The organism is Niveispirillum sp. (genome assembly GCF_052437035.1).
In the GTDB taxonomy this organism is placed as follows: Bacteria; Pseudomonadota; Alphaproteobacteria; order Azospirillales; family Azospirillaceae; genus Niveispirillum.
Window position 1 is genome coordinate 213,881 of sequence record NZ_JBQVOH010000008.1, and the last position, 23,404, is coordinate 237,284.

Here is a 23,404-nt window from a genome sequence, read left to right on the forward strand (position 1 = left end):
TCCGCCTCAAATTGAACAGAGATTACCATTTCCATACGGAATTCACCATGCGGCTTCAGGTTGCGGACGGGACAACGGAAAATCCGTCGCGTCTATGGGCCATCAGCGATCTGCATCTCTCCATGTCCGCCAACCGGACCGGGATCGAGGCGTTGCCCGACCATGGTGCGGATTGGCTGATCCTGGCCGGCGACGTGGCGGAGAAGCCGGATGATCTGGCCTGGGCCTTCGATCTCCTGTCCCGCCGCTTCGCCCGCCTGATCTGGGTTCCCGGCAATCATGAACTCTGGACGGTCAAGGGACCGGACGGTGCGGTTCTGGCGGGAGAGGCCAAGTATCGGGCCATGGTGGATGTGGCCCGCACGCACGGCGTCGTCACGCCGGAGGACCCCTATCCCGTCTGGGAAGGGGCCTGCGGGCCGGTGCTGCTGGCCCCGCTTTTCTTAGGCTTCGACTACTCTTTCCGACCGCCGGAGATAAAGCTGGAAACCGTGCTGGAATGGGCGTGGGAAAAGCGGCTGCGCAGTGCCGATGAGACGCGCCTGTTGTCCGATCCTTATCTGACGCGTCAGGACTGGTGTGCCGCGCGCGTCGCCTGGACAAGGGCCCGGCTGGAGCGGGAAGTGCCGGCGGGCATGCGGACCGTGCTGATCAACCATTACCCGCTGCGCCAGGATCTGGTGACCCTGCGCCGCATCCCGCGCTTCAGCCCCTGGTGCGGAACCGCCGCGACCGAAGATTGGCACCAGCGTTTCAACGCCTTGGCCTGCATCCACGGCCATCTGCATGTTCCCGCCACCCACTGGCGCGACGGTGTGCGGTTCGAGGAAGTGTCCCTTGGCTATCCACGGCAATGGCAGCCCCATGGCCGCGGGCCCGACCGGGCCCTGCGGCTGGTGCTGCCTTTATAGCCAGAGGCCGGTATCGGCCGCCGCAATGGCCCGCCCCTCCGCCATGCCGAACTGGATATAGTGCAGCAACGGGGAGGCCCCGGCGGCGGCCACATCCATATGGGTCGACAGATAGGTGGAAGTATCGAACCAGGCCGATGGGTCCCGCCCTTCCCGCCAGCCATAGGTCAGGTAATGGGAGAGCGCGCTGTCGATGGCGCCCGTCCTTACCGCTGCGGCAACATCCGGATTGTGGGTCAGATACCAGCTGGGGCTGAACAAGGCCCCGAACTCCCGACCCTCGCGCTGGCCATAGCGGATGAAATGCTCCAGCCCGTCAGCATAACCGCCGACACTGACCGCCGCCGCGACATCCGGGTTGTGCGACAGGTAATAGGTTTCGTCATACAGCCCCAGGGGCAGGCTGGTTGACGGGAACCCGGCCCGGCCCTCCGCCTTGCCATATTGCATGTAATGCTGAAGACCGGAACGGTACCCGCCCGTCTGCACGGCGGCGGCCACATCCGGGTTGGTAGAGAGATAGTAACTCTCACTGAACAGCCCGCCATCATAGTCGCGGTCAGCCGAGGCCGCCCGAAACTCCGCCCTGCCATATTGCAGGAAATGCTGATAGGCGCTGCGCAGCGCCCCCGTCTGCACCGCCGAGGCGACGTCGGGATTGTGCGCCAGATAGAAGGCACTGTCGAAGGTGGCGTTGGTCAGGCGTCCTTCCGATTGACCGGAGAGGGCGTAATGGGCGGCGCCGCTGCTGAACTGCCCGGTCCGCACGGCGGCCGCGACGTCGGGATTGGCGGCAAGATAGGCGGTTTCACTGAAACCGGTGACGCTGCCCGTATTGGCCTGAACACCCTGCGCACCGCTCAGCAGCACGACACGGTCGGTGAAGCGCAGGGCCTCCACACCGCTCAGCAGATCGATACCCAGCGCGCCCGTCTTGTCCGACACAGAGATCCGACCATCAGATAGTTGCGTGATGGTGACATTGGCGAAAATCGTGTCGAACCGCGCGACGTCGAACCCGTCGCCACCGAAAAGCTGATCACCGCCGGCCCCACCGACCAGCCGGTCATCGCCAATGCCGCCGCTGACCGTGTCATTGCCGGCATCGCCATAGAGCAGGTCGTTGCCGCCAAGACTGCCCACGAAATCATTGCCGCCGCCACCGCGCAGCGTGTCGTCATCAGCACCCAGCGTGAAGCTTTGCGCGCTGCCATCCCCGACGACGAAGTTGGCACCACTGCCCCCCGTCACGGTGACGGCACCGGTAATCACGGCAAAATCGACATCATCCACCTGCAGCTTCGACCCCGCCGGCAAACCGCTGGCATTGATGATCAGGGCCTCGCGGGTCGTGGAACCACTGCCCCCGGTGATGACAAGCGGTGTGCTGGAAAGGCTGGAGCTGGACTGAACCGGCGTCAGGGTGCGGACGACCAGGGCCGTGCCGCTGGCGGTCGAACTGGCGAAGTCCGTGACCGACGCCAGGATGACACTGTCGCCGCTGGCCGTGGTTCCGGTCAGGCCGCTGGTCAGCGTGGATGCCGCCTGGGTGGAGGACACAAGCGTGGACCGCCCGGATGCGGTCAGGGAAACCCCCACCGGCAGCGTAACCGCCAGGATCGTTTCCGAACTGCCGCCGGTACCGCTGGTAACCAGCGGCACATTGCTGGGCGTGGTCACGCCGCTGCCCGACACCGGGGTGATGGTGGTGGTCGTCGTCGCCTGACCGCTGCTGTCGGTCCCGGTCTGTGTTGCCACCGAAGAACCACCGATGATCACCGGCGGCGAGGTTGGGGGCGACACAGGCGGGGAAACGGGAGGAGAGACCGGCGGGGAGACGGGTGGAGAAACCGGGGGTGACACCGGCGGCGACACAGGCGGAGAGACGGGTGGAGAAACGGGCGGCGACACCGGGGGTGAAACAGGTGGCGATACCGGCGGAGAGACAGGGGGAGAAACGGGCGGGGAAACAGGCGGCGACACCGGTGGGGAGACCGGCGGCGACACCGGCGGCGACGTCACCGTGATGGTGAAATTGGCGCTGCTGACATTGCTGGCGCTGTCGGCGGCCTGCACGGTGATGCCGGCTGACCCCGCCGTTAGGGCGGATGCATTGGCGACAGTTACGACGCCCGTGGAACTGTTGATGGCGAACGCACTGCCCGGATTGGTGGTCAGGCTATAGCTGATGGTCCCGACCACATCGGTGGCACTGGCGGTGATGCCGACGGCGGTGCCGTTGCTGGCACTGGTGGAGACGCTGTTGGCCGTGCTGTCACTGTCCGTCGGCGTGGTCGGCGCGGTCGCGTCGGCTGTCACGGTAACGGTGATCTCGTCGCTGTCGCTGGCACTGGCCAGATCCGTGCTGACGATGCTGATCGTGCCGGACCCTGCCGATGTGCCCTTGAAGGAAAGGTTGCCCAGGGCGGTGTTCACCTCTGACGCGGAGCCTGAAATGGTCAGGGATGAGGTGCCGGTCCCGGTGATGGTACCGGTGCCGCCGCTGGCCGACAGGTTGCCGTTGGAGGCGGAAAGCTGAACCGTCAGCGTCTCGCTGCTGTCATTGTCGGTGACACTGACGGCATTGCCGCCCGTGAAGGATTTGGACTGGCCGTTCTCCACGCTGATGGTGGCGGGAACGCTATTCACGGGCGTGGTGTTGGCCGGCGCCACGATGGTGACAGCAAAGCTGTCGGCATCGGTCAGGCTGCCATCGCTGCTGCTGACGCTGATGGTGGCCGTGCCGGCGGAACTGCCGGTCAGGGTCAGGCCCGCCATGGTATTCGACACGTCGGTGGGCGTGCCACTGATGGTGAGGGTGGCGGTACCGGAATTGCTGACATTGGCTGAACCGCTGGCTGTGGCGGCCAGGGTGCCGTTACTGGTGGCGATGGTGGTGGTCACGCTGGTGCCGTTATCGGTCACCGACAGGGCGTTGCCGCCCGTGAAGCTGAAGGCCTGCCCACGCGTCGCCCCCGTCACCGTCGTGCCCGGCACGGTGTTGACGGGCGCGGTATTGGTGGGGGCTGTGACGGAATAGGAAATGCTACTGCTGGCGCTGCCGCCCTGCCCGTCGCTGGTGGACATGGTGATGGTGGCCACACCCGGATCGGTACCCGTGAAGGTCAGCGTGTCGATGGCGCTGTTCAGGTCGGTCTGGTTCGCCCCGCTGAACGTGACCGAACTGTCGGAATTCTTCGTATAGGTGACGCTGCCCTTCGATGCATTGCTGCCCGACAGGGTGCCGGCGCTGGTGGTGAAGGTAACCGTCAGCGTGTTGGAACTGTCGGCATCGCTGACCGAGACGTCGGTCACCGTCGTGGCCACATCCTCGGTCGCCGTCTGGGTGGTGCTTGGCACGGAATTGACGGGGTTGTTATTGGCCGCCGCCCCGACGCTTACACTGATGCTGTCACTGTCACTGCCGCCCAACCCGTCGCTGGTTGCCACGCTGATGCTGGTCGTGCCGGAACTGGTGGGGGTAAAGGTAACCGCCGCCAGTGCAGTATTCACCGTGCTGACCGACCCGGTCAGGGTCAGGCTGCCGGTTCCCGACCCGGTCCCGCTGCTGGAGGTGAAGGTGCCGCCGCTGCTGGTCAACACCACAGTCATGGAGGAAACGGTGCTGTCACTGACACTGATCAGGTTGGAACCTGACAGGGCCACTGCCGTGCCCGCCGTCGCAGTGATGCTGGCCGGCACGCTGTTCAGCGGGGCGGCATTGGCCGCGACCGAAATATTGAAGTTATCAGCATCCGACAGGCTGCCGCTGTCGGTGGTGGTGACCGAGATGGTGGCGGTACCGGCGGCGGTGCCCGTGTAGGTCAGGGTCTGGAGAACAGCATTCAGATTGCTGACGACGGAGCCACTGCTGGCCGTCAGGGTCAGGGTGCTGTCGCTGTTGGATTTGGTCACCGTGACATTGGCATTGCCTGTCGCCGACAGCGTCCCGCTGGACGCCGTCAGAACGACGGTCATGGAATTGTCCTGGGTGCTGTCCGCGATGCTGACGCCCGTGATGGACAGTGCCGCACCTTGCGTGGCGGACAGGATGGTACCGGGAACCGTATTGATCGGGGCGACATTCTGTTCGGGAGGAACCAGGGCCATATTATGCTTCCGTGCAGGGAGACGTCGTCAGGGGTGGTGGGGCGGGGTCTGGCCCCGTCCTCAACCCGTCCCGAAATTGCTGTCGGCCAAACCGGTGAAACCAACCAGGGTCAAGGTTGCCGTGCCCCCGATGGTGATGATCGTGTCTGCACCACTTGTGGTGATCGACAGGCTGGCATCCGTTCGGGCAACGGTGGCGTTGATGTTTAGGACATCATCGCTGGAGAAGCCGTTGATCGTGTCATTGCCATCCCCGGTAACCCAGCGGATAACAGCAGCACCCGTGCCCAGATTGATGGTGTCATTGCCCGTGCCGGCATCGACGTAATCGCCGCCACCGCCACCATTGATCGTATCGTCACCGGCACGGCCCAGGATGCCATCGCCGGAACTGGTGCCGTCGATGGTTTCGCTGATCACCGTGCCGTAGATGTATTTGCCGCTCTGGTTCGGAATATCCACAGTTTCCTGCAGGATGCGCACGAACTGATCACCAAACTGGATGGCCTCGATACCCTCCAGACTATCCGTGCCGTCATCGCCATTTGCGCTGGTATCCTGATCAACAATATCAAAAGAGCCACCGCCATTGTCGGTGATCTGATAGCTGCTGAAATTCCCGGCATAAACGGCAATGTCCAGCCCGTCGCCACCTTCCAACCGGTCGTTGCCCGTGCCTCCGATCAAGACGTCGGAACCATCGCCGCCAACCAGCGAGTCGTTTCCTCCCCGACCTTCCAGGTAGTCATTGCCGGACGTGCCCTCAATCGTGTCACCGCCCGACAATTCCGTACCGATCTTGGTCCTGCCATCGGGGGAGGTATAGACGGCCAGCCGAATATAGCCGTCATTGGCTGCAATGCCTTCGATATTGATCAACCTGAAGGTGGTGCTATCAATGGTGACGTTGTAGGGTCCGGAACCCGTCACGTTGATGTCTTCCAGATTAGCATTGATGCGGACAGTATCGTTGCCGCCCAGGCCATCCGCCTCACCAGACCCCGCCCCCAAATCAAAGAAATCGTCGCGGCCATCGGCGCCGACCAGGGTGTCGTTGAAGCGGGTCCCCTCAATATAGGCAGACAGCCCATCCTGGGAGACGGTGGTGACGGCACCGATGCGGGTCACGGTGTCGTTGAAGGCCGCCAGTTCCACATTCCTGATGGTGTCGGTGCCATCATCGCCATTGCTGGTATCAATGTCGGTAATGGTGACGGTGCTGGTGCCACCATTATAGGAGAAGCTGTAGCCGCTGATATTGCCATTGAAGCGGACGACATCGTTGATGCCGGCACCGCCATCAATCGTGTCATTGCCAGGGCCGCCGACAATATAGTCGTTGCCATCACCGCCGCTGATGCTGTCCGCACCGCTGCCGGCATCGATATTGTCGTTGCCGGTATCACCGGTGATCGTATCGGCACGTTCCGACCCGGTGATGATCTTGTTGCCGCCGATATCGACGGTGGTGGTGGTCAGCCGGATGGTCCGGTCAGTAAAGCTGAGCATCTCCACGCCCGTCATGGTGTAGCTGTTGCCACCCTGCGTATAGGTGAAGGTGCCGGCATTTTCCGTGAGGTTCGCGGAATTGTAGGTGAAGTCCAATGCCACCGTATCGACGCCGTCGCCACCGGTGATCGTGTCCGCGCCAAGACCGGGGCGGATGAAATCGGCATCGCTGGTGCCGGTGATGGCTTCGCTATAACGGGTGCCCTCGTAATAATTGCCGTTACCCGTGCCCGTGATGTCATTCACGGCGACCGTGACCCGCACGAAGCCCTGATCCTTGAAGGACAGCGCCTCGATACTGGTCAGGGTGTCGGTGCCGTCATCGCCGTCCGACGTATTATTGTCGGTAACGGTGATGGTGCCGCCGCTGAAACTGACCGTGTAATCAGCGAAGTTGCCGCTATACCGAGCCATGTCGATGATGGGATAGCCGTTGGCATCGGTGCCGTTGGCCCCGCCATCGATGGTGTCATTGCCCTGGCCGCCTTCAAACTGGTCACCGCCCGCCGCACCGGACAGGCTGTCGGCCCCCTTGTTGCCACGGATATAGTCATTGCCGCTACCGCCTGTCAGCGTCTCGGCGAAGTCGGTGCCATCGATGAACTTGTTGCCGTTATTCTCCGACTCATAGGCTGTCAGCCGCAGATAGCCGTCGGTGAAGCTGACGCTTTCCACATTCTTCAACAGGGCGGTATCGCCGCCGATGGCGACAGTCACATCGCTGCCCGACTTGGTGATCGTGGCATTGGCGATGCTGGTATTGAAGAAGACATTGTCCTCCCCACCGGCGCCATCCACTGTGTCATTGCCGGTACCGGGGTTGAAGCTGTCGCGGTTGGCGGTACCGGTCAGGGTATCGGTGAAGCGCGTCCCCTCCACATAGGTGGAGCCATCCTGGTTGGTGAAAGTCTGCGGCACCAGCCGGACAAAGCCCTGATCCTTGAAGCTCAGGACCTCAATACCAGTCAGCGTGTCGGTGCCGTCATCCCCATCCTGGCCCGCCTGATTGTCGGTGACGGTGAAGGTGGTGACACCGCCGTTGGTTACCGAACTGATCGTGTAGGTAGCGAAATTGCCCTCGTACCGGGCCACGTCCAGAAGGACATTGCCCTGCTGGTTCGTGCCGTTATCGCCGCCCTGTATGGTGTCGTTGCCGGCACCCCCGATGAAATAGTCACCACCGGCACCGCCAATCAGCGTGTCATTGCCGGCGCGGCCATTCAGGTAATCATTGCCGGTACCGCCCGTGATGCTGTCACCGAACACGTCGGTGCCATCATAGGAATTGCCATCGGGGCCGATGAAACTCGCCACCGTCAGGCGCACATACGCGTCGGTGAAGGCAAGGCCTTCGACATTGCTCAGCCTGTCGGTGCCATTGGCCGCCGTGGTCAGCGTCATGCTGCCATCGCCATTACGGACGATGGTGTAACCGGCACCGATGGCCTGGTTCATGATGATGTTGTCATCACCGGCACCGCCATCGATCGTGTCATCGCCAGCCCCGCCATCAATGCCATCCTGGCCGTCGCCGCCCAGGATGCTGTCATTGCCGCCCTTGCCCTGAAGGTAGTCATTGCCGGCCAGACCGCTGATCGTGTCATCGCCATCGCCACCGGTCAGGTTTTCGGCATTGGCCGTACCGGTCAGGACCAGATTGGCGGACGAGGTGATGTCCGATCCGGACAGCCGCAGATTAGCGGCCTCCACCACCGTCGATAGTTCAATGGTCAGATCGGCACCCGCCGTTCCGTCGATGCCGACATGAATGCGCGTGATGCCATTGACGATTTCCGCCTGTACCGCGCCCGCCGTAAGGGCGCTGCCATTGCCGCTGGTGACGCTGCCGGTCAGGGTCAGGCCGTTGATGGTGATGCGGTCACCGGGGCTGAAATCGGTGATGCGGTCGATACCCTGGGCCAGCAGGGTGCTGCCATTGCCCAACGGATCAAAGGCATAATAATAGAAGGTGTCGTCGCCGCCGCCGCCGGTCAGGCTGTCATTCCCGCCCATGCCGGCGATGGTTTCGACACCCAGGCCGCCCTGTACCGTGTCGGCAAAGCTGCTGCCCGAAATCTCGACAATTTCAATCTGACGCAGGGTGTCGGTGACGCTGTTATTGATCTGCACCTGTCCTGCAGAGACGCGCACAAGCAGCCCGCCCGTGGCACCATCGGCCAGATCATAGGCCGCCACGTCGTTGCCGGCGCCACCTTCCAGCGTGTCGGCCCCCAATCCGCCATACAGTGTATCGTCACCATCGCCGCCCAGCAGACTGTCGGCACCGGCATCCCCGAAGATCAGGTCGCCGCCGGCCCCGCCGGCCAGCGTGTCATTGCCGCCCTGGCCCGACAGTTGATCAGAAAGGCTGCTGCCCGTGATGCTGTCGGCGAAATTGCTGCCGGTCACACCCAGCTTTTCAAAATTGGTGACGGTGTCGGTGCCGCCCCGGCCGTCACTGATACTGGCGCTGGTGCCGCTGGTCACATTGGCCAGCGAGAAGGTGACGCCCTGCGTCAGGCCGATATCGTCAAAGCGGTAGGAAACGAAGTCATTGCCCGCACCGCCATTAATCACATCATTACCGGCATCGCCGCGCAGATTGTCGTCGCCATCCTCACCCAGCAAAGTGTCGTCGCCATCGCCACCGCGCAGCGTATCGTTGCCTGCCCCGCCGCTCAGGCTGTCTTCGCGGTCAGGTGCGGTGGGCATGCTGCCCGACCCGGTCCCGCCCAGCAGCAGATCATCGCCGTCGCCGCCGGACAGCGTGTCGGCGCCGCCATTGCCGGTCAGGGTATCGTTGCCGCCAAGACCGCTCAGATTGTCCGCCAGCAACCGACCCGCCAGGACATTGGCCGTACCATCGCCTGTGGCCGTCGTGGCGGTATAGCTGGCGGTGATCCTGTTGTTGGACAGGGTGAAGTTGGATGCGGTGAAACTGCCATCCAGGTCAATGATCAGATCCGCGCCCGCCGTGGCATCAAGCCCGATCGACAGGCGGGTACCGCCATTTTGCAGCGCCGTTACGCCGACCTGTCCCGCCGCCAGGCTGCTGGCCTGGGCATTGTCGGTGATGCTGCTAAAGGACTGTCCTGTGACCTGAATGACGTCACCGGACCCCAGATCACGGATCAGATCGGTGCCCGACCCAGCACCGCCGAAGGAGAAGAGATCTTCACCAAGCCCGCCCACCAACGTGTCATTGCCGGCACCGCCATTCAGCAGGTCGTCACCCAGCGATCCGGTGAGTTGGTCATTGCCCGACCCGCCCGTGATCAGGAAGCCTTCAATATTGCTGACAGTATCGATGCCGCCCAACCCATCCGCGACCGTGGCCGCAAACGCATGCGTGAAGGCGCCGCCGTCGAACTGTACCGGGACCGTCGACGCGCTGAGGTCATAGACAGCGTAATCAGTACCGCTGCCGCCATTGATCGTATCGTTGCCGGCACCACCGGACAGATGGAAATCATCCCCATTGCCGCCATTGATGCTGTCATTGCCGGCACCGCCGGTGATCTGGTCACCGCCGCCGCTGCCGGTCAGCGTGTCGTCAAAGGAGGAACCGGTGATGATCACATATTCGACATTGCTCAGGGTGTCAGTGCCGCCCCGCCCGTCGGACAGGGTGACCGCCTGATTGGCGACCACGGCAGAGGCACTGAAGCTGATGCCGTTGTTCAGGCCGATATTGTCGAAACGATAACCGACGCCGTCATTGCCGGCGCCGCCATCGATCGTGTCGCTGCCGGCGTCACCGCGCAGATTATCATCGCCATCGCCGCCCACCAGGCTGTCATCGCCATCAAAGCCGCGCAGCGTGTCGTTGCCATTGCCGCCTAGCAGCGTGTCCGCGGCATCATTGCCGCCCACACCTTCATTGCCGCTATACCCGGACAGGAAGTCATTGCCATCGCCGCCATTGAGGCTGTCCGACCCGGCCAGACCGGACAGGGTGTCATCCCCGGCCATGCCGTTGATCGTATCGTTTTGGCTGCCGCCCGACAGGATGTCATTGCCGCTCCCGCCCGTCAGGCTCTGCGGCGTGTTGGCGGCCAGGGCCAGCTTTTCCCCATCGACGCGGATGAAATCCGCCGCCGTGAAGGTGCCGGTCAGGGCCAGCGTCATGTCGGCGCCGGCATTGCTGTCCAGCCCGACATGGATCAGCGTGGTGCCGTTCGTACCGGCCTCAACCCGGACATCGCCGCGCTGGATATTGGCCCCGCTGCCAGTGGCCGGGGCATTCAGGGTCAGTCCCTGGAACCAGATCTGGTCCTTGCCGCCGAAATCGGTGATGCGGTCATTGCCGTCCGTCTGGCCCGCCGTAGCATCAAAGCCGAAGACATCGTCACCGGCGCCACCGGTCAATGTGTCATTGCCGTCACTGCCGCCGATACTGTCATTCCCGCTGGAACCGGTGATGCTGTCATCGACGCTGGAGCCGATGACATAGACCGCTTCGATCCCGGTCAGCGTGTCACCGCCCACCGTACCGGCGCCGTTCTGCAGGCCGGCCGCCGTGAAGGTGACAGCCGTGCTTTCCGCCGAATAATCCCAATAGGCAACGTCAGTGCCCGCGCCACCATCAATGACGTCGGCACCCAGGCCACCGGTCAGCGTGTCATCACCAGCCCCGCCGCGCAGCGTGTCATTGCCCGCGTCACCCAGGACATAGCTGTCATTGCCGTCGCCCGCATCAATACTGTCATCGCCGTCACTGCCTGTCAGCTGATCATTCTGGGCACTGCCGATGATCGTGTCGGCAAAGGCGGTGCCGCCGATACCGATCCTCTCGATAGAGATCAGTGTGTCGGTGCCGCCCAGCGGGTCGGTGAAGGTGAAGGTCTGGCCCGCAACAAAGCTGGCAATGCTGACATTGATCCCGGCCTGCAGGCCGGCCCCGGTATAGAACAGCGACGCGAAATCATTGCCCTCGCCGCCATCCAGCGTGTCGCTGCCGGCATCACCGCGCAGATTGTCGTCGCCCACCCCGCCCAGCAGCAGGTCGTCACCCTTATTACCGCGCAGGATGTCATCACCCGCCCCGCCATCCAGCGTATCGGCGGCATCCAGGTCCCAGGTCAGGGGCGTGGAATTGTTGGCACCATAGAGGAAATCATTGCCGTCGCCGCCAACCAGACTGTCGGAGCCCGAACCACCGCGCACAAAATCATCGCCAGCTCCGGCATTAACGGTATCGTTGCCGTCTGTGCCGGAACCGCTATTCTGCGGGGAAAGCGCGCCCGCGAAGATAAAGTCGTTGCCGTCGCCACCACTGACGCTGTCATCACCGAACCCACCGACCAACTGGTCATCGCCAGCAAGACCGCTGATCGTGTCACCAACATTGCCACCGGTCAGCGAATCTGCATTGGCTGTACCCGTCAGGGTCTGCGGCTGGTTGGCTTTCAGACCCAGATCGACATCGCCGATCCGCACGAAATCCGCCGCCGCGAAATTGCCGACCAGGGTGACGGTCAGATCGGCACCGGCATCATTGTCCAGCCCGACATGGATCAGGGTGGTATTGTTGCCCCCGGACTGCACCCGCACGTCGCCGCGCATGATGCCGGTGGGGCCACCCGTCGCAGGCGCGTTCAGCGTCAGACCCAGGAAGCTCAGCAGATCCCCGCCGGAGAAGTCGGTGATGGTGTCATTGCCATTGGCAACCTGGCCCGACCCGTCAAAGCCGAAATAATCGTCGCCGGCCCCGCCGGTCAGCGTGTCATTGCCTTCGCCGCCGCCGATACTGTCGACCGTGGCGGAACCGGTGATGCTGTCGGCAAAGCTGGAGCCGATGACGTAGAAACCTTCGATGCTGATCAGCGTGTCGCTGGCCACGGTGCCGGCACCGTTGGCCCAGTTCGACGCGGTGAACGTGATGCCCGCTTCATTGATGCTGAAATCATAGAGCGCAACGTCATTGCCGGCCCCGCCATCCACCAGATCGGCACCAAAGCCGCCGGTCAGCGTGTCATCACCAGCCCCGCCGCGCAGCGTGTCATTCCCCGCCTCGCCCAGCACATAGCTGTCATTGCCGTCGCCCGCATCAATACTGTCATCGCCGTCGCTGCCCGTCAGCTGATCATCCTGGGCGCTGCCGATCAGCGTGTCCGCGAAACTGGTGCCGCCCAACCCGATCTTCTCGATAGAGATCAGGGTGTCGGTGCCGCCCAGCGGGTCCGTGAAGGTGAAGGTCTGGCCCGAAACGAAGCCGGCAATGGTGACATTGATCCCGGCCTGCAGGCCGGCCCCGGTATAGAACAGCGACGCGAAATCATTGCCCTCGCCACCGTTCAGCGTGTCGCTGCCGGCGTCCCCGCGCAGATTGTCGTCACCGGCCCCGCCCAGCAGCAGGTCATCGCCCTTGTTGCCGCGCAGAATGTCATCGCCCGCCCCGCCATCCAGCGTATCGGCGGCATCCAGGTCCCAGGTCTGCGGGGTGGAGCTGTTGGCACCATACAGGAAATCATTGCCGTCGCCGCCAACCAGACTGTCGGAGCCGCTGCCCCCACGCACGAAATCATCGCCGGCCCCAGCATTGACGGTATCATTGCCGTCCGTGCCGGAACCGCTATTCTGCCCGGAAAGCGCGCCTGCGAAGATGGTATCGTTGCCGTCACCGCCGCTGATGCTATCATCACCGAACCCGCCGACCAGTTGATCATTGCCGGCCAGACCGCTGATCGTGTCGCCCGCGGCGGCACCGGTCAGGGTGTCAGGGTTGGTCGTGCCAGTCAGGGTCTGCGGCTGGTAGGCCTTCAAACCCAGGTCGGTGCCGTTCAGCACCACGAAATCGCTGGCGGAGAGGGTCACCCCGGTCAGGGTGATATTGGTATCGGCACCGCCGGCGCTGTCCAGCCCGACATGGATGATGGTATTGCCGCCGCTGGTCTCCACCCGAACATCGCCGCCCAGGATGTTGGCCCCGGTACCGCTGGCCGGGCTGTTGAGGGTAACGCCGGTAAATCGCAGGACATCGTTGCCGGCGAAATCGGTGATGGTGTCGTCGCCCAACAGAACCGAACCGGACGGGCTGTACAGGAACACGTCGTTCCCTTCCCCACCCGACATGAGGTCGTTACCGGTGCCGCCGGCAACAACATCCTCACCTGACACACCAGACAATGTGTCGTTGCCATCCCCACCCGACAGCGTATCGTTCCCCGTCCCGCCCGTCAGACTGTCGTTTCCAGACGTACCGGTAAGGGCAATGCCGCTGCTGGCAGAACCATCGGGGCTGAAGCCCTGGACAATGTTGGCTGCCGTAATGGTGGAAGCCGCAACATTCTGAAGCCGCATCAAGGTGCCGAAGCTGTACACCCCCGAGGTCCCATCGCGATCAAACTGTACCAGCGTGTCCGCACCATCCTGTTGCAGCCGAACATAGGTGGTGAACAGATTCTGTCCCGAATATCCCGCGATATAGACAGGGAGATTGCTAAGGTCCAGCCGATCACCACCCGCACCACCCACAAAATCGGTGACCGTAATGGGATTGGCCGGAATACCAGACTGACTGATGTCAAAATCAGCAAAGGGCTTGAATGTATCGATACCGTCACCACCGGTGACCGTCGAGTTCCCATCGCTGTCAATCAGATCGTCCCCGGCTCCCCCTTGGATCGTCACATTGCCTGTGTCATCCGACGCCGTGATGTCACGCAGACTGTCGTTACCCGCTCCCCCCAGGATCAGACCGTTCCCGCGCCGCACCTCCAGATAATCGTTACCCTCACCCCCATCCAGCGTGTCGTTGCCAAACTCCTCAATCATGAAGTCAGGGCCATTGCCGCCAACAAGACTGTCGTCACCGCCCTGACCAAACAGCGTATCGGCACCATCCCCACCCGACAGCGTATCGTTCCCCGTCCCGCCCGTCAGACTGTCATTTCCAGACGTACCGGTAAGGGCAATGCCGATTGGCAAGGCTATCGAAACGCTCGCCGCAAGCGCGCTGTTATCGACCTGCAGCTGGTTCGCCGTGAAACTGCCGACCATATCGATAGTCACGACGCCGGCAGAGCCACCCGTATGCACGAACAGCTTCGTCACCCCGCCCGACGGGGTGCCCACCATCACTTGCCCCGCCGTCAACCCACTTGCATCATTGCCCGACTGAATGCTGGTGGACAGGTTCACATCGCTGCCTCCCGAGTGGAAGAACACGATATTATCGCCCGCCGCGAAGTCCGTGATCCGGTCGATACCGCTATGGTCCCGGGTGATATCATAGGCGAAGGTGTCGTTCCCTGCCCCGCCGGTCAGCGTGTCCGCCCCCTCATTGCCGTCCAGGTAATTGCGGCGCGCGTCACCCACCAGGGTGTCGGCGGCGGAACCGCCCGCCACCTGCACCTCTTCGATGCCGGTCAGAGTGTCGCTGCCGCCACGACCGTTCGCCTGACTGCTGTCACCATTGGAATCCGCTGCGGCCACTGTGAAGTTGATGGCGGAATTTCTGTCGGCGAAGACATATGAAGCGATGTCGTACCCAGCGCCACCGGAAAGGACGCTGTTCCCCGCCCCCGTAACCTCGACCACCAGCGTATCGTCACCTGAACCGCCGATCAGCGTCGCTTCCGACCGGCCTTGCAGACGGTCATTGCCGATACCGCCATCAAGTGATGCCTTACCTATCGACCAGATTGCATCATTGCCGGCACCGCCCGTGATCGTAGTCGTGCCGGACATGCCGCCGGAAATGCTGTCATTATTGATGACATCATCGCCATCGCCGCCATCGGCAGATCCGTATTCGTAGAAGGAGATCGTGTCATTGCCGGTGCCACCGGACAGGGTGGGGTTGGCATAGACGCTGCTGATGCTGTCATTGCCATCCTCGCCATTCAGGACGCCACCGCCAAAAATCGTATCGTTGCCGGCACCGCCCCAGACGGTATCCTGGCCTTCGCCGGTCCAAATCCGGTCATTGCCGGCACCCCCCATAAGGGTGTCGGAACCCGGCCCCCCGGTCACCTGATCGTTGCCATCGCCGCCATCCAGACTGTCATTACCAAGCCCGCCATCAAGCGTGTCATCGCCGATACCCCCAAGAATGGTATCGCCGCCGCCCCCACCAGACAGCACATCGCCACCGGCAGCACCGTCGATCTGGTCCGGCCCCGCACCGCCCGTCAGGGTGTCGGCACCATCCCCGCCCGTCAGCGTCTGACCGGCGGGCAGCGTCCCGTCGGGATTGTACCCTTCCGTCACATTCTCGACCGTCAGGGCCGTGGCCGTGACATTGGACAAACGCAGCACCGTCGTAAACGTGTACGCGCTGCCCGTTCCGTCACGGTCAATCTCCAGAAGTGTGTCGGCCCCGTCCTGCCGGAACCGTACATGCTGGCTGGCAAACGGATTGCTGCCATCAAAATTGATGATGGCCGGCGACTCATTGGAACTCAGTTTGGTCAGGCTGATCCGGTCCCCGCCGGCACCGGCGGCAAAATCCGTGACCGTCGCATTGGCGCTTGTATAAACGACGACGGTATCCTGCCCGGCGCCCAGCGTGGCTTTGGTGGTCCCCAAAGCATGAATGATGTCGTCGCCGGTACCCCCAATCAGGGTGGAATTACCAGAGCCGGTCAGCGTGTCATTGCCAGAACCGCCATCAAGGGACGCCAGACCCACCGAACGGATTTCATCATTGCCGGCACCGCCCAGGATCGTCGTGGTGCCCGACATACCGCCGGAAATGCTGTCATTATAAATGACATCATCGCCGTCGCCGCCGTCGGCCAAGCTATATTCATAGAAGGAGATAGTGTCGTTACCGGCACCGGCGGACAGCGTAGAGCCGTTCAAGGATGAAAACAGAACATCATCGCCACTTGTGCCGGTCAGGCTCTGTCCGGCCGATGACACGGCAATCCCTGCCGTAGTCTCGGAATTATCGACGCTGAACTGGCTTGCCGCGAAGCTGCCTACCAGATCGATGGTGATCAGGCCGCTGGCGGCCTTGATATAGAGCGTCGTCACCCCGCCTGACGGCGTGCCCACCATCACCTGTCCCAGGGTCAGGCCACTGGCATCATTGCCGGACAGGATGGTCGTGGACAGGTTGACGTCGGCACCTTCCTCGTCAAAGACCAGGACGCTGTCACCTGCCGACAGGTCGGTGATGCGGTCCCTGGCGCCATGATCGGCATTCGTCTCATAGACAAAGCTGTCATTGCCTGCCCCGCCGGTCAGGGTGTCGGCCCCACCGGCGCCGATCAAAACATTGCGGCGCGCGTCGCCCACCAGCGTGTCGGCAGCGGCACCCCCCACCACCTGCACCTCTTCGATGCCGGTCAGGGTGTCGGTACCGTCTTGGCCGTCCGCCTGCGTGCTGTTGCCACTGCCATCCGCCGTCTCGACCGTGAAATTCACGGCAGAGCTGCTGCCGGAAAAGATGTAATGCGCGATGTCGTAACCATCGCCACCGGCCAGCGTATCGCTGCCCACATCGCCTTGAAGCGTGTCGTTACCAAGGCCGCCCACCAGACTGTCATCACCGGCACCGCCCGCAAGCATGTCCGCGTCTTCGGCCCCGGTCAGCAGATCATTACCCTCCAGCCCCAAGATCGTATCCGGACCCGATGTGCCGTTCAGGGTGTCGTTGCTGCTGGTGCCCGTGGTCGCGGTCATGACGTGATGCCCCATAGAGGCCGGTTACGCCGCAGAAAGGGCGACCGGGAATGACAAAAAGACAGGCCCACCCTGATGGGCGCCTGTCAGCTTATTTCTGGAAAATCAATTGGATACAGGGAGACTGACTGCGCGACCGTTGCCGTCGTCGTAGCAAAGCTGACTTGTCAGCCTTTCGTGTCACGCTGATCATCATGCCCCACCTGCGCACGCGGCGATGCCATCCCCAATGGACTACGCGCCGCATGATATGTTGGCCCGCAAAACCCGCTGCCACAGGCTTTGCTTGCGAGGATGAAATTACTACGCCGTTTGCAACGCCACAACCCCACACCCCGGCTAGAAACAACTTTCTCATCGTTAGCGTTTATCGCTAAACGCCGGCGCCCGAAGCTTGATCAGATGTTCGGGGTCGCCGGCATTTCCATCGGGAAGCTGCCCCAGGTAGTAACTTTTCTGCCATTTCTCGGCCTGCGCCGGGGAGCCGGGCTTCTGTAAATCCTCATTGAAACGCTGCCGCCCCTGCGTCCAATCATTATAGCGCTGGGCGAGTTCCGGATCCTCCGACAGCGACCGGATTTCCGGCTCTGTTTCCTGAAGCAATTGCCGCCTGACGGGATAGAGGCAACAGAACGGCTCCCCTTTCTCGAATCGAACCGGTCTGCCCGGACCTGTGAACTTCCAGTTCATGGTGAAGGTGTAGGGCGACCAGTCCGTCTCGATCACGCCGGCCAGCGGGGCGATGGCATCCTTGGGCGCGTTGAAGGGCCCCTGCGCCATGAGGCTCCATCCCGGTTCCGTGCGGAACAGGGCATGGACATGGAAGGTCAGGATGCCGGCCCCGAAATGGCTGAGTGCGGGTGCCGTGGTGCCCGGATCGGGGATGATGGTGATGGAACTGGTCAGCCCACCCCCATCCCACAATGCCGAGAAACCGGACGGGCACAGCACCTCCCAACCATGAGCATTGGCGATATTCAGGGGCAGACAGCGATAGGCATAGGATTGCGGGGTCGCATCCATCCAGGCCCGCGTGGCCGGTGCGGGGCGCAGTTCCGGTGCCTCCGCCTGGGTCGGATAACAGATCAGCTTCATGATGCCCCTTTCGCCGGCGGGCCTCCCCGCAACCCTGTGGAGAGTAGCGCCCACGCTGGATGGGCGGAAGGGGCTGCCACTGGGCAGCCGTGGCTGTTTCTCCAGCCCGCTTTCCAGCAGCCTTCTGTCGATCCCTTAGGGCGAAACGCGCTATGCTGGGTGCCGGACCATGAGGGGGAGCGGGAATTGCGCGCGGTTTATCTGCTGCTGGCCGGGGCCGCCCTGGGCCTGGGGGCGCTGGCCTTCCTCACCTTTCAGGTAACCGACAGCCTGGCGCCCCTGCCGGTGGCCGGACGCGGTGCCATCCTGGCTGCCTTCTGCGGGGCAGCCGGTCTGTTCAGCCTGTTTGTCTGGCTGCAGCGCAAGGCCCGGCGGCAACGGCAGCGGGAGGGGAAATAGGGATTGTTCGGTTTCCTCTCAACAGTCCCTTGATCGGGACCGGGATCATTACCACGAAATCACCTTGTCACCCTTTCGTGGCCCGTCCCCCGACACCATGTCCCACCTGCCTCCCCTTGGCATCAGTTGACAGCGCACCCGGCGTCGGGGACAAGCTAGCACCCGTCGACCGTAAGCCTGAGACGCTGTTGAAAATGCATCCTGCCCGGACCTATCGCCGCCTGCTCCTGTCCACGGCGCTGGCTTTTGGCCTGTCGGGTGCCGTCCTGGCAGCAGAGGACGGGGCATCGAAGGGCGCCAGCCATCATGGCGCCGGTCCCGCAAAGCCGACGGAAAACGGGCAGCCCGTGCTGCTGTCCGCCGACAGCGTGGATTACGACCAGGACCTGGGCATCATCACGGCGCGCGGCAAGGTGGAACTGTCCCAGGGCGGACGTCTGCTGCTGGCCGACAGCGTCAGTTTTTCGGAGAAAACAAACGTCGTCACCGCGTCCGGTAACGTTTCCATCCTGGAGCCGACGGGCGAGGTCATGTTCGCCAACTACACCGAACTGACCGACGACCTGCAACAGGGCTTCGTGGATCAGGTCCGTATCCTGCTGTCCGACAATTCGAAATTCGCGGCCTTGCAGGGGGAACGGCGTGAAGGCCGCTACACCCGCATGGAAAACGCCGTCTATTCCCCGTGCGAACTGTGCGCCACCGACCCGTCGCGCCCGCCCATCTGGCAGATCCGTGCCGCCCGCATCACCCATGATCAGCAGGCGCACGACGTCTATTACCGCGATGCGACGCTGGAGGTGGCGGGCGTGCCCGTCATGTGGCTGCCCTTCTTCGGCCATCCCGACCCCACGGTGGAACGGCGCAGCGGTTTCCTGACGCCGGGCGGCGGCATCAGTTCCGATCTGGGCACATATGCCCGTATCTATTATTTCTTCGATATCGACGAAAGCAAGGATTTCACCCTTGAGGTGACGCCCAGCACGGAGGATGGCCTGCTGCTGGGTGGGGAATACCGCCAGCGCTTCGCCACCGGCTCCGTCACCCTGTCGGGCAGTGCCGTCTATACCGACCGTGCGCGGGAAACCGCCAGCGGTGTGGTGGAGAAGAAGGAATTCCGCGGCCATATCTTCGGCACGGGCCGGTTCGACATTGATGAGAACTGGCGCTGGGGTTTTGACGTCAAACGCGTGACCGATAACACCCATCTGCTGCGCTATGACTATAGTCGCGAGGATATTCTGGCCAGCCGGGGCTTTGTCGAACGGTTCGAAGGGCGCGATTACCTGGCCCTCAATGTCTATGATTTCCAGGATCTTCGCCCCGGCAACCCGGAGGAAGAACCCGTCGTCCTGCCCATGGTCACCTACAGCGCGCTGGGGGAGCCGGGCGGCCTGCTGGGCGGGCGCTGGTCGGCGGATGCCGGGTTCCTGTCGCTGCTGCGCTCATCGGGCAATGATACCCGCCGTGTTTCGTCCGCCGCCGGCTGGCGCCGGGATGACATCACCGGTTTCGGCCTCGTCTCTGTCCTGAAGGCGGAGGCGCGGGCCGATGGCTATTGGGTGTCCAACCTGCGCCGGCCCGACGGCAGTGTGGAACAGGATGACAAGGTCCGCCTGCGCGGCTTCCCGCATGCCGACTGGACCGTCTCATATCCGCTGGCGCGCCAGGACGCGACGGTGCAGACCCTGGTCGAGCCCATGGTCATGCTTTCGGCGGCCCCCAATATCGATAATTCCGGCTTTATCCCGAACGAGGACAGCCAGGATATCGAGTTCGATTACACCAACCTGTTCCGCGCCTCGCGTTATCCCGGCATCGACCGGCTGGAGGGCGGGCAGCGCCTGACCTATGGCGTGAAGGCCGGTCTGTACGGGTTCGGCGGCGGCTCCTCCACCCTGTTCTTAGGCCAGAGCCAGCGGTTGGAAGGCGATGCCGATTTCCCCGGCGGTTCGGGCCTGCGCCGCCGTACGTCGGACGTGGTGGGCAAGCTGGAACTGACGCCCAGCCCCTGGATGGACGTCTCCTACTCCTTCCGCCTGGACAGCCAGACGGGGGCGCAGCGCCTGCACGATGTCTATGGCGTGTTCGGCCCGTCGCAATTCCGGGTTTCCGGCTCCTATGTCTATCTGGACAAGCTGACCCAGGATGGCGGTCTTGCCACCCGCAACCGGGAGGAACTGACGCTGGGCATATCCTCGGCGCTCAGCGACCGCTGGTCCGTCGGCTTGGCGCACCGGCGCGATCTGGCGCCCGGCGGCGGCCCTGTCCTGTCCAGTGCCACCATCACATATCAGGAAGAATGCCTGACCTTCTCGCTGGTGGCGGAACGCGACAATACGCGGCGTACCGGTATCGACCGTGGCGACCGGGTCTTCTTCCGTGTGGCCTTCAAGAATCTGGGTGAGTTCATGAGCCCCGCCCTGTCCGGCTCCGTCTTCGGCCCGCAGGACCGCTGATGGAACAGCCGGCGATCAGCGACGATGACCTGTTCCGCTGGCTGGGCTTTCTGGAGGATTATGCCCGCGACTGGGACCGCGCGTTCGAGAACCGGCCCGGCTATTTCACACAGGAATATTGGTACCTGTTCGTGGGCTGCACCGTCAGCCATTGGCGTGGCTCGCCCCTGACGGTCAGTGCCGCCTGTCAGACCATGAAAAGCGGATCCAACCGCACCCGCGAGGACCGGATCAAGCGCGCCGTCGATGACGGCTATCTGGAAAAACGCCGCGCCGATCTGGATGGCCGCAACGCCCTGGTGGTGCCCACCCCAAAACTGGAACAGGTGATCCGGGGCCATTTCCAGCGCACCCTGCATATGGCGCGGCAGGCGATTGCCTGAACATCAATGTACATGTCCATTGTGTGTTATTATCAACACCACATAGCTGACGCGTGAATTCGCCGATTGTCGGTGCTGCTTCCCCACTTCACTCTTTGCCATGACAGCAATCCAGGGCAGGATCGGTCAACGACCGCCCGATGAGTGACATGGACGCGATTGTGACAGGACAGGACGCATCCGACGCCACCACCACAGAGGTGATGGTGCGGCTGGCGGGTATCGCCAAGACGTTCCACGGCAAGGACGGTCGGGCCGTTGCGGCCTTGGCCGGCATCGACCTTGATATCCCCAGGGGCGGGATCACCGCGATTGTCGGACCCAGCGGGGCCGGGAAAAGCAGCCTGCTGCGCGCCGTCAACTTGCTGGAACGGCCCGATGCCGGTACCGTCATCGTGGGTGGTCGCGACCTGACCGGCCTGGATGAAGAGGCGCTGCGCCGCGCCCGGCAATCCATCGGCATGATTTTCCAGCATTTCAATCTGCTGGCCAACCGTACCGTGGCGGGCAACGTCGCCCTGTCGCTGGAACTGTCGGGCTGGCCGGCGGCGAAGATCGGTCCTCGCGTGGCCGAACTGCTGGACCTTGTTGGCCTGACCGACAAGGCGACGCAATATCCCGCCGCCCTGTCTGGCGGGCAGAAGCAGCGGGTGGGCATCGCCCGCGCCCTGGCGCCCAATCCGCAGCTGCTGCTGTGTGACGAGGCGACGTCGGCGCTGGACCCTGAAACCACGCGCCAGATCCTGGCACTGATCCGCCAGATCAATCGGGAACTGGGCCTGACCGTCCTGCTGATCACCCATGAAATGGCCGTGGTGCGGGAGGTTGCGGATCAGGTGGTGGTGCTGGAGGCAGGCCGCATCATCGAACAGGGGCCGGTGGCCCAGGTCTTCGCCCACCCGGCGCATCCCACCACCCGCCGCTTCCTGCTGGGGGAAACCGGCACGGAACTGCCGGCGGCCCTGGCCGCCCGCCTGTCCCCCGCACCCATCGCCGATGGTGCCACCCTGATCCGCCTGCATGCCGTGGGTGCTCTCGCCGCATCTCCGCTTCTGTCCGATCTGGGGGCTGCCGGCATCGGCGCGCGTCTGGTCGCAGGAAGGGTGCAGCCGCTGGGGGAGCAGCCCTTTGCCGGCCTGATCGCAGCGTTGACGGGCGATGCCGTCGCCATCGATACCGCCATTCATCAATTGCGCGCCCGTGGCGCGGAGATCGAGGTTCTGGGCCATGTCGCCACAGATGCTGTCACTGCTGGCTGACGCCACGGTTCAGACCCTGCTGATGGTCGCGGTCGCGGGCGGGCTTGCCACGCTGGCCGGCGTGCCACTGGGCCTGTTCCTGGCCCTGTCAGGGTCGGGCGACCTGCTGCCCCGCCCGGCGTTGCAGCGCGTGGTCGGCCTGATCGTGAATGCCACCCGCTCCACCCCCTTCATCATCCTGGTGGTGGCCATCGTGCCGCTGACAAGGCTGCTGACCGGCACCTCCATCGGTACGGCGGCGGCGACGGTGCCCCTGACCCTGGCCGCCATCCCCTTCATTGCGCGTGTCGTGGAAGGGGCGGTGCGGGAGGTGGATCACGGCCTGCTGGATGCCGCCCGCGCCATGGGGGCGAAGCCGGGTCAGGTGGTGACCAAGATCCTGCTGCCCGAGGCGCGGGCCGGCATCGTGCGCGGCCTGACGCTGGCCGCCGTCAATCTGGTGGGCTATTCCGCCATGGTCGGCGCGGTTGGCGGCGGCGGCCTGGGCGATCTGGGCATCCGCTATGGTTATCAGCGCTTCATGCCGGAAATGATGCTGGCGGTGGTGCTGATCCTGATCGTCGTCGTGCAGGTCCTGCAATCGGGTGGCGAGGCGCTGGCCCGCCGCCTGGACAAACGCAACCCTTGAGAATGTGAAGGCCTGAAAC

At 63.3% G+C, this 23,404-nt stretch carries 9 protein-coding genes; 6 read left to right on the forward strand and 3 right to left on the reverse strand.

The window, feature by feature from the left end; translation table 11 throughout:
* Positions 1–47 precede the first annotated feature (47 nt).
* The gene (locus tag ACT6Q8_RS19430; RefSeq protein WP_444733617.1) at positions 48–911 is read left to right on the forward strand and encodes a metallophosphoesterase family protein; all 864 of its coding nucleotides are present in this window, start codon (positions 48–50) and stop codon (positions 909–911) included.
* On the opposite strand, the gene ACT6Q8_RS19435 is transcribed toward ACT6Q8_RS19430, so the two are convergent.
* The 3 genes from ACT6Q8_RS19435 to ACT6Q8_RS19445 all read right to left on the reverse strand — a co-directional run bounded on the left by ACT6Q8_RS19435 (position 906) and on the right by ACT6Q8_RS19445 (position 18,257).
* Complete coding sequence (locus ACT6Q8_RS19435) at positions 906–5,021, reverse strand: beta strand repeat-containing protein (RefSeq protein ID WP_444733616.1); 4,116 nt, start codon at positions 5,019–5,021, stop codon at positions 906–908. The genes ACT6Q8_RS19430 and ACT6Q8_RS19435 overlap by 6 nt on opposite strands.
* A gap of 60 nt (positions 5,022–5,081) precedes the next feature.
* Complete coding sequence (locus tag ACT6Q8_RS19440) at positions 5,082–17,162, reverse strand: hypothetical protein (protein WP_444733615.1); 12,081 nt, start codon at positions 17,160–17,162, stop codon at positions 5,082–5,084.
* Between the two features lie 360 nt (positions 17,163–17,522).
* A complete protein-coding gene (locus ACT6Q8_RS19445; RefSeq protein WP_444733614.1) occupies positions 17,523–18,257 on the reverse strand; it encodes a DUF6065 family protein in 735 nt (244 codons plus the stop codon).
* Between the two features lie 186 nt (positions 18,258–18,443).
* Between ACT6Q8_RS19445 and ACT6Q8_RS19450 the strand changes: the two genes are divergently transcribed.
* The 5 genes from ACT6Q8_RS19450 (at position 18,444) to ACT6Q8_RS19470 (ending at position 23,385) form a co-directional block, all read left to right on the forward strand.
* Positions 18,444–18,656 carry a hypothetical protein gene (locus ACT6Q8_RS19450; protein WP_156344545.1) on the forward strand — a complete coding sequence of 71 codons (213 nt, stop codon included), beginning with the start codon at positions 18,444–18,446 and terminating at the stop codon, positions 18,654–18,656.
* A 194-nt stretch (positions 18,657–18,850) separates the two neighbouring features.
* Entirely contained in the window at positions 18,851–21,115 is a 2,265-nt protein-coding gene (locus tag ACT6Q8_RS19455; protein ID WP_082372219.1) for an LPS-assembly protein LptD, read from the forward strand.
* Positions 21,115–21,498, forward strand: coding sequence for a hypothetical protein (locus ACT6Q8_RS19460; RefSeq protein WP_054167621.1), 384 nt, complete (start codon positions 21,115–21,117; stop codon positions 21,496–21,498). The genes ACT6Q8_RS19455 and ACT6Q8_RS19460 overlap by 1 nt, the downstream gene beginning before the upstream one ends.
* 203 nt (positions 21,499–21,701) lie before the next feature.
* Positions 21,702–22,757, forward strand: a complete 1,056-nt coding sequence (locus tag ACT6Q8_RS19465) for a methionine ABC transporter ATP-binding protein (protein ID WP_444733737.1) — start codon at positions 21,702–21,704, stop codon at positions 22,755–22,757.
* A complete protein-coding gene (locus ACT6Q8_RS19470) occupies positions 22,726–23,385 on the forward strand; it encodes a methionine ABC transporter permease (protein WP_054167620.1) in 660 nt (219 codons plus the stop codon). Before ACT6Q8_RS19465 ends, ACT6Q8_RS19470 begins: the two co-directional genes overlap by 32 nt.
* The last annotated feature ends 19 nt before the right edge of the window (positions 23,386–23,404 follow it).

Excerpts from the sequence above, each read along its gene's own strand:
- ACT6Q8_RS19430 (WP_444733617.1), top strand. The coding sequence starts at position 48 with ATGCGGCTTCAGGTTGCGGACGGGACAACGGAAAATCCGTCGCGTCTA.
- ACT6Q8_RS19455 (WP_082372219.1), top strand. The coding sequence starts at position 18,851 with ATGCATCCTGCCCGGACCTATCGCCGCCTGCTCCTGTCCACGGCGCTG.
- ACT6Q8_RS19440 (WP_444733615.1), bottom strand. The coding sequence starts at position 17,162 with ATGACCGCGACCACGGGCACCAGCAGCAACGACACCCTGAACGGCACA.
- ACT6Q8_RS19470 (WP_054167620.1), top strand. The coding sequence starts at position 22,726 with ATGTCGCCACAGATGCTGTCACTGCTGGCTGACGCCACGGTTCAGACC.
- ACT6Q8_RS19460 (WP_054167621.1), top strand. The coding sequence starts at position 21,115 with ATGGAACAGCCGGCGATCAGCGACGATGACCTGTTCCGCTGGCTGGGC.
- ACT6Q8_RS19445 (WP_444733614.1), bottom strand. The coding sequence starts at position 18,257 with ATGAAGCTGATCTGTTATCCGACCCAGGCGGAGGCACCGGAACTGCGC.
- ACT6Q8_RS19465 (WP_444733737.1), top strand. The coding sequence starts at position 21,702 with ATGGTGCGGCTGGCGGGTATCGCCAAGACGTTCCACGGCAAGGACGGT.
- ACT6Q8_RS19435 (WP_444733616.1), bottom strand. The coding sequence starts at position 5,021 with ATGGCCCTGGTTCCTCCCGAACAGAATGTCGCCCCGATCAATACGGTT.